We start from the raw sequence: 12,124 nt of genomic DNA, 5'->3' as shown, positions 1-12,124 counted from the left end.
GGAGGGGCGCATGATGACAGATCAGACGCATGATTTTCCCGTGACCTCGGAGGCCGGGGCCCGGTTGCGGATCGAAGAACTGGCCCCCGAGGCACGGTTTTCCCTGCGGGTCCGGCCCACGAACGCGCCCGTTCTGGGACAGGCGCTCGGGCTCGACCTGCCCGGACGGATCGGCCAGATCGCCGAAGCGCAGGGTCGCAAGGCGCTCTGCCTCGGGCCGGACGAATGGCTGATCTGCGCGCCCGAGGCGGCCCGCGATGCGATCGTCGAAGCGGCGCGGGATGCGTATGTCGCCGCGTCGCACAGCCTCACCGAGATCTCCGATCGGGAGATCAGCTACGCGATCTCGGGCCCGGCGGCGCAGGAACTGCTGTCCATCGCCTGCCCGCGCGACCTCGACCGGTTGGCGCCGGGGGAGGCCGTCCGCACGGTGTTCGACAGCGCGCAGGTGGTGCTGTGGCGCGACGGGCCGGAGGCCTTTCGGCTTGACGTCTGGCGCAGCTTCGCGCCGCATGTGCGCGCGCTGCTGGACATCGGCCGCGCGGAGATCGACGCCGGGCTCTAGGGCCGCGCCGGTCGCACCCGAAGACGCCCGACCCCGCCGGTGACCACCGGCGCGGCCGGGCCCGCAGCCAAGGGAGGCCCGCCATGCGCGACGCCTGCAGCATCGACCGGATGTCACACGACGCCGAGGCCCCGGCGCGCAGACGCGCCAGCCTCCCGAACCGCGGCTGATCCGATGTCCGTTCCGGTCTTCGAGATCTTCAAGCACGGCATTGGCCCGTCGTCCTCGCACACGATGGGGCCGATGGTCGCCGCCGCGCGGTTCTTGGACGATCTGCGCGGCGGCGCGGAGCGGATCCCCGGCGCGGGCGAGGTGGCCTCGGTCCGGGTGTCGCTGCATGGTAGCCTCGCCTTCACCGGCAAGGGCCACGCCAGCGACCGCGCGGTGATCCTCGGGCTGCTGGGCCAGCGGCCCGAAACGCTCGACCCCGACGCGGCCGAGCGGCTGATCGCCGGGCTGCGCGAGAGCGGCAAGCTCGTCCTCGACGGGCTGCCGCCGCTCGCCTTCGATCCGGACACCGACCTCTTGTTCGATTACGGCCCGGCGCTGCCGCTGCACGCCAACGGGATGATCTTCCGGGCCTTCGACCGGGCCGGGAACCCGTTCCTGACCACGACCTACTACTCGGTCGGCGGCGGCTTCGTGCAGACCGAGGCCGAGCTGCTCGCATCGCGCGAGGGCTCGACGCAGCAGGGGGGCGAAGCGCTGCCGCATCCCTTCCGCTCAGCGCGCGAGATGCTGGCGATGGGCGATGCGGCAGGGCTCAGCATCGCGGCGATGACGCGGGCCAACGAGGTGGCGCGCGGGATGCGCGACCTGGATGCCCGGCTCGACGCGCTGTCGGAGACGATGAACGCCTGCATCGACCGGGGTCTGTCGCAGGAGGGGATCCTGCCCGGCGGGCTGAAGGTGAAGCGGCGGGCGCGTGCGATCCACGCGGCGCTGCTCGCCGAGCGGCAGAACAACCGCCCCGCGCCGCATGTCGCCAATGAATGGATGAGCGTCTATGCCATGGCGGTGAACGAGGAGAACGCCGCCGGCGGACGGATCGTCACCGCGCCGACCAATGGTGCTGCGGGCACGGTGCCGGCGGTGCTGCGCTACTGGCTCGACCATTGCGACGGCGTGAGCGATGCGCGGCGCCGCGACTTCCTGCTCACCGCCGCTGCGATCGGCGGGATCATCAAGACCAACGCCTCGATCTCGGGCGCCGAGGTCGGCTGCCAGGGCGAGGTCGGCTCGGCGGCCGCGATGGCCGCCGCCGGGCTTTGCGCCGCGATGGGCGGCAGCAACGCGCAGATCGAGAACGCCGCCGAAATCGCGCTCGAACATCACCTAGGCATGACCTGCGATCCGGCGGGCGGGCTCGTTCAGGTGCCCTGCATCGAACGCAACGCGCTTGGCGCGATCAAGGCAGTCTCGGCGGCGGCACTGGCGCTACGCGGCGACGGCACGCATTTCATGCCGCTCGACAACTGCATCAAGGTGATGCTCGAGACCGGGCGGGACATGAGCACAAAATACAAGGAAACCTCGACCGGCGGCATCGCCGTGAACCTGCCGGAGTGCTGAGACCGCGACGCGGTGGGTGGTGACGGGGGCTCCCACGCCCCCGCCGCCGAGGATGCGGCCCCCTTACCCGTAAATGCCGTGGCTCCGAATCGGCGCCTTGGGCTCCGGCACGCGCTGCCGCGTGCCGGAGGTGATCCGCAGCGGTGTCGCGAGCACCAGCGTCTCGACCGGTGCGGCCGAGGCCTCGATGATCGTTGCGCCGGCAGCGGTGCCGAGCGGGGTGAAGGCCCCGAACCAGACATCCTCGCGCAGGTTCAGCGCGAGGTGCCCGCCGAACTCGAACGCCCGGATGTCCCGCGGCCTGAAGCGATCCGCCCGCGCCACCACGATCAGCTGTTGGCTCCCCGGGTCGGGCAGGCACAGGCAGCGCGTGGTCCTGTACCGCTGCAGGCAATGCAGCGCGAAGGGCAGTTGCGGCGGCCGGGCCGTCTGGCGGCGCAGGCGCGGCGGGCAGGGCGCGCCGCCCGGCCGCAAACGCGCGTAGATCCGCGCATCCATCAGGTGCTCCTCGACCGAACCGGCGGGGACGATCTCGCCATAGGGCGCGAAGGTTTCGATGCGGATGGCGGTGATTTCCAGATCCATGCTCAGCTCCTCCCAAAGCCTCGACCGGCCCCTAGGTTAACCGCGAATGGCGCGGGGGATTATCTATGGATGGTTGATAAACCCTCAGCCGCAGCGACCCTGTGGTCCGTCGCGGAGGAGTTGCGTGTTCCTTTTCGAGGGAAAGCACCCCGTTCCGGGCGACCTCAGGCCGAGAGTGCTTCGCGGCAGCGGGGGGTGATGAAGTCGAGGAACAACCGCAGCTTGGGGTCCTGCAGCCGCCGATGCGGATAGAGGCAGCCCGCGATCGCGGCGATGGGCGGCGTGTCTGACAGGATCTCGACCAGATCGCCCCGCGCGAGATGGGCCGCCACCTCGAAGCGCGGTTTGTTGACGATGCCGCGGTGATCGAGCGCCCAGGCGGTCAGCACGTCGCCGTCGTCGCTGTCATATTTGCCCGACAGCTCGCATTTGCGCGGCCCCTCCGGGGTTTCCAGCGTCCAGAAATACTCGGGCGAGCGGGGATAGCGCAGCAGCAGGCAGTTGTGCCCGCCTGTGACGAGATCGGCTGCCGTGCGGGGCGTACCGTGCCGCGCGAGATAGTCGGGAGAGGCGCAGAGCACGCGCGGGCAGTCGGCGATCTTGCGCAGCTTCAGCGTGGACTCGGGTGGCTGGCCGACGACGAAGGCGATGTCGAGCCCGTCCTCGAGCATGTCGACCTTGCGGTCGGACAGGCGCAGCCGGACCGAGACGTCGGGATAGGCGTCCACGAAGCGCGGGACCAGCGGCGCGACGTAGCGCTTGCCGAAGCCCAGCGGCGCGGTGACCTGGATCGTGCCGCGCGGATGTCCCGAGAACCCCGCGATCGCCGCCTCGGCGTCCTGCAGGCTCTCGATCACCCGGCGGGCATGGTGATAGAAGCTCTGCCCGGCCTCGGTCGGAGACAGGCTGCGCGTGGTGCGGTTGAACAGCCGAACGCCGAGCCGCCGCTCCAGCTCCTTGACGCGATTGCTGGCGACCGCCGGGGTCAGCCGCAGGTCGCGCCCGCCCGCCGTGATCGAGCCCAGCTCGACCACGCGCACGAAGACATGCAGGCTTTCGATATAGGGCATGGGACCGATCCTCGGATGCGACCGGGCCAGAATGCACCAGCAGCGCCCGGCTCTTTTTCAACGAAACGTTGATAAAGCTTAACCTCCACAGGCGTATTTTCGAAGCCGGATTTGCGGCAGGGTCCAACCGCCACAGCGCGGGGAGGTGACGCCATGCAGCCGAGATCCGAGATCCGGTTCCTGTTGAACGACACGGAGGTCACTACCGGGGCCGTCGGCGCGGGCGACACGCTGCTCGACATGCTGCGGCTGGAGCGGCGCCTCACCGGCACCAAGGAAGGCTGCGCCGAGGGCGATTGCGGGGCCTGCACGGTCCTGGTGGGCCGGCTGAGCGAGGCCGGGCTGCGCTACGAGCCGGTGAATGCCTGCATCCGCCTCGCCGCGTCGCTCGACGCCTGCCACGTCGTGACGATCGAGCACCTGTCGGGCCCCGGAGGTCGGCTGCACCCCGTCCAGCAGGCGATGGTAGAGCATCACGGCAGCCAGTGCGGCTTCTGCACGCCGGGGATCGTGATGTCGCTCTATGCGCTGTGGATGCAGAACGCCGATCCCGACGAGACCGAGATCGAGACCGCGCTGCAGGGCAATCTCTGCCGCTGCACCGGCTATGCGCCGATCATCCGCGCCGCCCGCGCGGTGACCCGCTATGGCAGCCCCGCCGAGGACGCCTTGAACCGCGAGCGGGCGGCCGTGACCGCCCGGCTGACAGCACTGCGCGATGGCCGCAGAGTCGAGCTGCGCCGTGGCGACAGCCGCGCCATCCTGCCCGCCGATATCGACGATCTGGCGCGCGTGCTGAGCGCCCACCCCCAAGCGACGCTGGTGGCCGGGGCCACCGATGTCGGGCTGTGGGTGACCAAGTTCCTGAAGGACATCTCGCCGGTCGTCCTGCTCGGCCATCTCGACGCGCTGCGCCGGGTCGAGCGCGGGCCGGAGGGGCTGCGCATCGGGGCGGGGGCGAGCTATTCCGACAGCGAGGCGGCGCTGTGCGACGCCTATCCGCATCTGCGCGAGTTCTGGTCCCGCATCGCCGGCTGGCAGGTGCGCAACATGGGCACGATCGGCGGCAACATCGCCAACGGATCGCCGATCGGGGACATGCCGCCGGTGCTGATCGCGCTCGGCGCCGAGATCGTCCTGCGCCACGGCGAGAACCGCCGCCGCCTTCCGATCGAGGACTTCTTCATCGAATACGGGCGGCAGGACATCGTGCCGGGCGAGTTCATCGAGGAGATCCACCTGCCTGCGCCGCAGCCGGACCGGATCCACGCGGCCTACAAGATCTCCAAGCGCCGCGACGAGGACATCTCCTCGGTCTGCGCCGCCTTCAACCTGCATGTCGAGGCGGGCCGCATCGTGACGGCACGGATCGCGATGGGTGGCATGGCCGGCACGCCCAAACGCGCCGCGGCCGCTGAGGCGGTGTTGCGCGGCCAGCCCTGGAGCGAGGCGGCGCTCGTCGCCGCGGCGGAGCGGCTGGCCGAGGACTTCACGCCGCTGGCCGACTGGCGGGCCAGCGCCGAGTACCGCCTGAGCGTGGCGCGCAACCTGTTTCGCCGGGTCTTCCTCGAACATGCGGGGCTGGCCGAGCCGGTGCGCCTGGCCCGAGCCTGAAGGATCATTGCCATGAAGGACTTCACCGAAGAGACGGCGCTGACGCAGACCGATCCGCGCCATGACAGCGCGGTCAAGCATGTCACCGGCCGGGCCGAATATGCCGACGACATCCCCGAACCCGTCGGCACGCTGCACGCCTATCTGGGGCTGTCGACCCGGGCCCATGCCCGGATCCGCGCCATCGACCTGACACGGGTGCGCGGCGCGGCCGGGGTGGTCGGCGTGCTGAGCGCCGCCGACATTCCCGGCATCAACGATGTGAGCCCGACCGGGCGGGACGACGAGGCGATCTTTGCCACCGACAAGGTCGAGTTCTGGGGCCAGCCGATCTTTGCCGTGGTGGCGGAGAGCCGCGACGCGGCGCGCCGGGCCGCGCGGCTGGCCGAGATCGACTACGAGGACCTGCCGCCGCTGCTCGACATCGACGCGGCGCGGGCGGCGGGCGACGGCTACGTCACCCCGCCGCTCACGCTCGAGCGCGGCGAGCCCGGCCCCGCGCTGGCGGCCGCGCCGCACCGGATCCGGGGGCGGATGCGGGTCGGCGGGCAGGACCACATGTATCTCGAAGGGCATATCGCTTTCGCCCTGCCGGGCGAGGATGACGACGTGCTGGTCCACTCCTCGACCCAGCACCCGAGCGAGGCGCAGCACATGGTGGCGCGGGTGCTCGGGATACGTTCCAACGACGTGACGGTGAACGTGCGGCGCATGGGCGGCGGTTTCGGCGGCAAGGAGACGCAGATGAACCTGTTCTGCGCCGTCGCGGCCCTCGCCGCGAAGCGCTGGAACCGGCCGGTCAAGCTGCGCCCCGACCGCGACGACGACATGCAGGCCACCGGCAAGCGGCACGACTTCGTCATCGATTACGATGTCGGCTTCGACGAGACCGGCCGGATCACCGCGCTGGACGGCGAGTTCGCGGCGCGCTGCGGCTTCTCCTCCGACCTTTCGGGGCCGGTGACGGACCGGGCGCTGTTTCATGCCGACAACGCCTATTTCTATCCCAATGTGCGCCTGCGCTCGCACCCTTTGAGGACCAACACCGTCTCGAACACGGCGTTTCGCGGCTTTGGCGGCCCGCAGGGCGTGATCGCGGCGGAGCGGATCATCGAGGAGATCGCCTACAGCCTCGGCAAGGACACGCTGGAGGTGCGGCGCGCCAATTTCTACGGCCAGCCCGGCGATGGCCGCGACCTGACGCCCTATCACCAGAGCGTCGAGGACAACGTGATCGGCCGGATCGTCGACGAGCTGGAGGCGTCGAGCGACTACCAGGCGCGCCGCGCCGCCGTGCTCGCGCATAACGCCAGGGGCGGCGTGATCCGGCGCGGCATCGCGCTGACGCCGGTCAAGTTCGGGATCTCCTTCACCGCCACCTGGTACAACCAGGCGGGCGCGTTGGTGCATGTCTACAATGACGGCTCGATCCACCTGAACCACGGCGGCACCGAGATGGGGCAGGGGCTCAACACCAAGATCGCGCAGATCGTGGCCGAGGCCTTCGGCGTGGAGTTCGGCCGGGTGAAGATCACCCGCACCACCACCGAAAAGGTGCCCAACACCTCGGCCACGGCGGCTTCCTCCGGCTCGGATCTCAACGGCATGGCGGCGCTCGACGCCTGCCAGCAAATCAAGGCGCGGCTCGTCGATTTCGCGGCCGAGCGCTGGGGCGTCGCGCCCGAGGCGATCCGCTTCGAAGGGGGCCGGGTGCATGTCGGCGACACCACCATGCGCTTCGAGGAGCTGATCGGCGCGGCCTACATGGCGCGGGTCCAGCTCTCGGCGGCGGGCTTCTACAAGACGCCCAAGATCCATTGGGACCGCGCCGCCGGCAAGGGACGGCCCTTCTACTACTTCGCCTATGGCGCCTCGGTCTCGGAGGTGTCGATCGACACGCTGACCGGCGAATACCGGGTCGAGCGCACCGACATCCTGCACGATGTTGGCCGGTCTCTGAACGCGGAGCTCGACATCGGGCAGGTCGGGGGCGCCTTCGTGCAGGGGATGGGCTGGCTCACCACCGAAGAGCTGTGGTGGGACAAGGCCGGGCAGCTGCGCACCCATGCGCCTTCGACCTACAAGATCCCGCTCGCCTCCGACCGGCCGCGCGTCTTCAACGTGGCCCTCGCCGATTGGAGCGAGAACCGCGAGCCGACCATCAAGCGGTCCAAGGCCGTGGGCGAGCCGCCCTTCATGCTCGGCATCTCGGTGTTCGAGGCGCTGTCGATGGCGGTGGCGAGCGTGGCGGACTACCGGGTCTGCCCGCGGCTCGACGCGCCCGCCACGCCCGAGCGGGTGCTGATGGCGGTCGAACGTCTGAGGGGCGCGCGGGCATGACTTTGGCGCGGGCTCTGTCGCGGATGCCGGAGGCGGTGCGGCTGCGCCTCGTGCGGGTGCGCGGCTCGTGCCCGCGCGAGGAGGGGGCCGAGATGGTGGTCGGCGCGGCTGCCCTGCACGGCACGATCGGCGGCGGTCAACTCGAATACATGGCGATCGACCGCGCCCGCGCGATGCTGCGCGATGGCGAGAAGCGTGCGCGCATGGACGTGCCGCTGGGCCCCGAGATCGGCCAATGCTGCGGCGGGCGGGTCGAGATCGCGCTGGAACGGCTCGATGATGCCGTGCGCGCGGCGATGCTGGCCGACGCCGAGGCCGAGGCGCGCGCCCGGCCGCATCTCTACATCTTTGGCGCGGGCCATGTCGGCCGGGCGCTGGCGCAGATCGCCCAGACCTTGCCGCTGCGCGTCGTCCTCGTCGACAGCCGGGCCGGGGAGCTCGCGCAATGCACGGCGCAGGTCGAGACCCGGCTCAGCGTGCTGCCGGAGGCGCTGATCCGCGCCGCGCCGCCGGGCTCGGCCTTCGTGGTGCTGACCCATGATCACGCGCTCGATTTCCTGCTCGCCGCCGAAGCGCTGGCACGCGACGACGCGGCCTATGCGGGCATGATCGGATCGGCGACGAAGCGGGCCAAGTTCGCCCGCTATTTGCGCACGCAATGGCCCGATCGTCCGGTCGACCGGCTGGTCTGCCCGATGGGTGCACATGCCGATGACAAGCGGCCAGAGGTGATTGCGGCCTTCGTCGCGGCCGAGGCGCTGGCCGCGGTGCTGGGCCATGCCGCCGCAGCGAGGAGCGGCGCAAAGGCGCGTGTTGAGGAGCACGCGAAAAACCACGTCATGACGTGAATTTTCCGCTCGGGCCGCGCGGGGGAGGATCTGCGGCGGTGCGGGCGGGTGGGGACAAGGGGAGGAGCCCGAAGATGACCCGACAAGGCTACAGCTACAAGATATTCGCCCGGAGCGATTACAGCGCGTTCTGGGCGCTGTTCACCGACAACCTCGTGAACCTGATGGTGCTTTCGGGCGTCTGCCAGTTCCTGTTCCGCATGCCGCCCGAGATCGTCTACGGGCGGATCGTGCCGGGGGCGGCCATCGCCATCCTGGCCGGGGTCGCGGTCTATGTCTGGCTGGCGCGGCGGATCGCGCAGCGGACCGGGCGCGACGTGACGGCGCTGCCCTACGGCATCTCCACGCCGGTGATGTTCGTCTATCTCTTCGGGGTGATCGGGCCGATCTACTGGGCGACGCAGGATGCGCTGCTGGCCTGGCAGGTCGGCATCGGCGCGGGTTTCCTGGGCGGCATCGTCGCCGCCTGCGGCGCGCTGGTCGGCCCGCTGCTCAAGCGGATCACGCCGCGCGCGGGCATGCTCGGCACGCTGTGCGGCATCGCGCTGGTGTTCATCGGATCGGTGCCGCTGGCCACCATCTTCGAGAACCCGGTGATCGGCTTCTCGTCGCTGGTGATCATCCTGTGGGGGCTGGTCGGGCGGTTCCGGCTGCCCTTCGACATCCCGGCGGGACTGTTGGCGATCGGCGTCGGCACCATCGCCGCGATCGTGCTGGGGCAGTCGTCCTGGCAGGTCGAGCAGATCGGCTTCTACCCGCCGCTGCCCTGGATCGGCGACCTGATGGCGGGGGTGAGCTACCTCATCGCCAACCCCGAGCTGCTGCTCGTCTTGGTGCCGGTGCAGATCTACAACTTCATCGAGACGATGAACAACGTCGAGAGCGCCGAGGCCGCGGGTGACGTCTACCCGGTCGGGCTGTGCCAGCTGACCGACGGGGCCGGGACGATGATCGGGGCGGTGTTCGGCTCGCCCTTTCCCACCACGGTCTATATCGGCCATCCCGCCTACAAGCGGATGGAGGCGCATGCGGGCTACATCATCGGCGTGGCGGGCGTGATCGGCCTGTCGGCGGTGTTCGGGCTGCTGGCACTTCTCAACGGGCTGATCCCGATCGCGGCGGCCGCGCCGGTGCTGGTCTTCGTGGCGATCAGCCTGATCACCAACACCGCCCATTCGGTCCGCCCCGAGAGCATGGCTGCGGTCACCATCGCGATCCTGCCGCATATCTCGAGCTTCCTGGTCACCAAGTGGGGCTCGCTCGCCAACGCGATGAACGCGGTCGGGGTCGAGGGCGCACCGGCGCTGGGAGACGCGGCGCTCACCGCGGCGCTGATGCAGGAGGGCGCGCATTACGAGGGCCATCTCGCCCTGGCGCAGGGCGCGATCATCACCGGTCTCGTCTGGGGCGCGATCGTGGCCTCGGTGATCGACGCGCGCTTCCGCAACGCCGCGGGCTTCGCGCTGGCCGCGGCCGTGATGTCCTCGGTCGGCATCCTGCACGCCGCTTCGCTGCAGTGGCCGCAGCTCGACGGGATCACGGTGGGCTACCTGATCACCGCCGCCTTCCTGTTCGTCTACCCGCTGATCGCGCGGCAGGCCGAACCGGAGACGGCGGGCGACGCCACCCTTCCTCCCACCACGGCCGCCGCGCCGGCCGAATGATGCAACCTGCCCGGCCCGCGACGCATGCGGGCCGGGCGCTCTCCAAGGATCCGACCCATGACCGACACACTGCTTCGCGGCCGACTGCTCAGCTTTTCGGCGCAGCCGCAGGACCCCGACGACACCGGCGCCTATCGCTACGAGGAGGACGGCGCGCTGCTTTTGCGCGACGGCGTCATCCTCGCCTCCGGCACGCATGACGAGGTGGCCCCGCAGGCGGGCGGTGCGACGGTGATCGACCATCGCCCGCATCTGATGATGGCGGGCTTCATCGATCCGCATATCCACTTTCCCCAGCTCCAGGTCGTGGCGTCCTGGGGCCGACAGCTTCTCGACTGGCTGAACGGCTACGTCTTCCCCGAGGAGGCCCGCTTCGTCGACCCGGAGCATGCGCAGGCCATGGCGACGCGTTTCCTCGACCTGCTCTGCGCGCATGGCACCACCACCGCAGTGGCCTATTGCTCGGTCCACCCGGCTTCGGCCGACGCCTATTTCGAGGCGGCGGCGGCGCGCGACATGCGGATGATCGGCGGCAAGGTGATGATGGACCGGAACGCCCCCGACAATCTGCGCGACACGGCGCAGCAGGGCCATGACGAGACCGAGGCGCTGATCGCGAAATGGCACGGGCGCGGGCGGGCGGGCTACGCCATCTCGCCGCGCTTCGCGATCACCTCGACGCCCGAACAGATGGAGATGGCGGGCGCGCTGGTCGCCGCGCATCCCGGTTGCCACGTGCAGACCCACCTGTCCGAGAACCGCGACGAGATCGCCTTCGCCACCTCGCTCTACCCGCGGGCGCGCGATTATCTCGACATCTACGACCATTACGGCCTGCTGAACGACCGGATGCTGCTGGGTCACGCGATCCATCTGAGCGACCGCGAGGTGGCGCGGATCGCCGAGACCGGCGCGCGGCCGGTCTTCTGCCCGACTTCGAACCTGTTTCTGGGCAGCGGCCTGTTCGACGAGGCGCGGATGCGCGACGCAGGCGCCTGCAACGCCATCGCCACCGATATCGGCGCGGGCACCAGCTACTCGATGCTGCAGACCCTGAACGAGGGCTACAAGATCCTGCAGCTGCAGAACCAGAGCCTGCACGCGCTGCGGGCCTTCGACTGGATCACCCGTGGCAACGCCGCCGCGCTGGGTCTGGCGGATCGGATCGGCACGCTCGATGCGGGCACCGAGGCCGACATCGTCATCCTCGACGCCCGCGCGACCCCGGCCATGGCGCTGCGCATGGAGCGGGTGGAGCGCCTCGAGGACGAGCTGTTCGTGCTGCAGATGCTGGGCGATGACCGGGCGGTGGCGCAGACCTACGTGGCGGGCCGTCCGCAGAAATGACCGCCTCGCCCCGGCGCGGCAGCAGGGCCGCGCCGGGGGATCGCCATACGTCCACGAGCGGCGCGCCGCCACGGGCGGAGTTCCTGCTTCACTCGCGGCGACCGGCCTGACAAAAGGGCACGAGACGGAAACCAAGAAGGTGAGCTTATGCGCCGCCCCGCCATCGCCGCGACCCTGATGCTGATGCTCCTCTCCGGCTGCGCCGGGTCAGGGACCCGAACCGTGGTCAAGGGCGCCGGCCCCGACGAGCTGCTCAACCTGCGCGCGGGGCCCGGGCTCGATTACAGCGTGATCCTGGGCATTCCCGACGGCACGCCGCTGATCCGGCGCAACTGCGTGACCGAGGTGGGACAGCTGTGGTGCCGCGTCTCGCTCGCCGACACGCCCGAGATCACCGGCTACGTCTCCGAGGACTACCTCTCGGATTCCTGACCCGACCCCTTCCTCCTCGGCGCACGCGCGGCGGCGAAGTCCTGCCCAGCGGGCCCGCCTGGGCGGGGGCAGCAGCGGCCACCCTTT

The 12,124-nt window shown here is 70.1% G+C and carries 10 protein-coding genes; 8 read left to right on the top strand and 2 right to left on the bottom strand.

Features of this window, described 5'->3' with window-relative positions; translation table 11 throughout:
* The first annotated feature begins 10 nt into the window (after window positions 1-10).
* Window positions 11-565, top strand: a complete 555-nt coding sequence (locus FHS00_RS07100) for a sarcosine oxidase subunit gamma (RefSeq protein ID WP_246391161.1) — start codon at window positions 11-13, stop codon at window positions 563-565.
* A 174-nt stretch (window positions 566-739) separates the two neighbouring features.
* Window positions 740-2,137, top strand: coding sequence for an L-serine ammonia-lyase (locus FHS00_RS07095; protein ID WP_183471285.1), 1,398 nt, complete (start codon window positions 740-742; stop codon window positions 2,135-2,137).
* 63 nt (window positions 2,138-2,200) lie between these two features.
* Here the strand turns inward: FHS00_RS07095 and FHS00_RS07090 are convergent, their stop codons facing one another.
* Both FHS00_RS07090 and FHS00_RS07085 read right to left on the bottom strand, forming a co-directional pair.
* Window positions 2,201-2,722 carry an ureidoglycolate lyase gene (locus FHS00_RS07090; RefSeq protein WP_183471283.1) on the bottom strand — a complete coding sequence of 174 codons (522 nt, stop codon included), beginning with the start codon at window positions 2,720-2,722 and terminating at the stop codon, window positions 2,201-2,203.
* A 164-nt stretch (window positions 2,723-2,886) separates the two neighbouring features.
* The gene (locus FHS00_RS07085; protein ID WP_183471281.1) at window positions 2,887-3,792 is read right to left on the bottom strand and encodes a LysR family transcriptional regulator; all 906 of its coding nucleotides are present in this window, start codon (window positions 3,790-3,792) and stop codon (window positions 2,887-2,889) included.
* Window positions 3,793-3,945: 153 nt separating this feature from the next.
* Between FHS00_RS07085 and xdhA the strand changes: the two genes are divergently transcribed.
* The 6 genes from xdhA to FHS00_RS07055 all read left to right on the top strand — a co-directional run bounded on the left by xdhA (window position 3,946) and on the right by FHS00_RS07055 (window position 12,037).
* On the top strand, window positions 3,946-5,406 hold the full coding sequence (gene xdhA, locus FHS00_RS07080; RefSeq protein WP_183471279.1) for a xanthine dehydrogenase small subunit: 1,461 nt from the start codon (window positions 3,946-3,948) through the stop codon (window positions 5,404-5,406).
* Window positions 5,407-5,418: 12 nt separating this feature from the next.
* Window positions 5,419-7,746 carry a xanthine dehydrogenase molybdopterin binding subunit gene (gene xdhB, locus FHS00_RS07075; RefSeq protein ID WP_183471278.1) on the top strand — a complete coding sequence of 776 codons (2,328 nt, stop codon included), beginning with the start codon at window positions 5,419-5,421 and terminating at the stop codon, window positions 7,744-7,746.
* The gene (xdhC, locus tag FHS00_RS07070; protein ID WP_183471276.1) at window positions 7,743-8,594 is read left to right on the top strand and encodes a xanthine dehydrogenase accessory protein XdhC; all 852 of its coding nucleotides are present in this window, start codon (window positions 7,743-7,745) and stop codon (window positions 8,592-8,594) included. Before xdhB ends, xdhC begins: the two co-directional genes overlap by 4 nt.
* A gap of 74 nt (window positions 8,595-8,668) precedes the next feature.
* Complete coding sequence (locus tag FHS00_RS07065; RefSeq protein WP_183471274.1) at window positions 8,669-10,258, top strand: permease family protein; 1,590 nt, start codon at window positions 8,669-8,671, stop codon at window positions 10,256-10,258.
* Window positions 10,259-10,315: 57 nt separating this feature from the next.
* Window positions 10,316-11,605: a guanine deaminase gene (gene guaD, locus FHS00_RS07060; RefSeq protein WP_183471272.1), complete on the top strand. Its 1,290-nt coding sequence runs from the start codon at window positions 10,316-10,318 to the stop codon at window positions 11,603-11,605.
* Window positions 11,606-11,752: 147 nt separating this feature from the next.
* Entirely contained in the window at window positions 11,753-12,037 is a 285-nt protein-coding gene (locus FHS00_RS07055) for an SH3 domain-containing protein (protein WP_183471270.1), read from the top strand.
* Window positions 12,038-12,124 lie beyond the last annotated feature (87 nt).

Origin of the sequence: Limimaricola variabilis, assembly GCF_014195545.1 — a bacterium.
GTDB lineage: Bacteria > Pseudomonadota > Alphaproteobacteria > Rhodobacterales > Rhodobacteraceae > Limimaricola > Limimaricola variabilis.
This window is presented reverse-complemented; position numbering and strand designations above follow the sequence as displayed.

Coding starts and splice junctions, on each gene's coding strand:
- xdhB (WP_183471278.1), top strand. CDS start 5,419: ATGAAGGACTTCACCGAAGAGACGGCGCTGACGCAGACCGATCCGCGC.
- xdhC (WP_183471276.1), top strand. CDS start 7,743: ATGACTTTGGCGCGGGCTCTGTCGCGGATGCCGGAGGCGGTGCGGCTG.
- guaD (WP_183471272.1), top strand. CDS start 10,316: ATGACCGACACACTGCTTCGCGGCCGACTGCTCAGCTTTTCGGCGCAG.
- FHS00_RS07090 (WP_183471283.1), bottom strand. CDS start 2,722: ATGGATCTGGAAATCACCGCCATCCGCATCGAAACCTTCGCGCCCTAT.
- FHS00_RS07085 (WP_183471281.1), bottom strand. CDS start 3,792: ATGCCCTATATCGAAAGCCTGCATGTCTTCGTGCGCGTGGTCGAGCTG.
- FHS00_RS07100 (WP_246391161.1), top strand. CDS start 11: ATGATGACAGATCAGACGCATGATTTTCCCGTGACCTCGGAGGCCGGG.
- xdhA (WP_183471279.1), top strand. CDS start 3,946: ATGCAGCCGAGATCCGAGATCCGGTTCCTGTTGAACGACACGGAGGTC.
- FHS00_RS07055 (WP_183471270.1), top strand. CDS start 11,753: ATGCGCCGCCCCGCCATCGCCGCGACCCTGATGCTGATGCTCCTCTCC.
- FHS00_RS07065 (WP_183471274.1), top strand. CDS start 8,669: ATGACCCGACAAGGCTACAGCTACAAGATATTCGCCCGGAGCGATTAC.
- FHS00_RS07095 (WP_183471285.1), top strand. CDS start 740: ATGTCCGTTCCGGTCTTCGAGATCTTCAAGCACGGCATTGGCCCGTCG.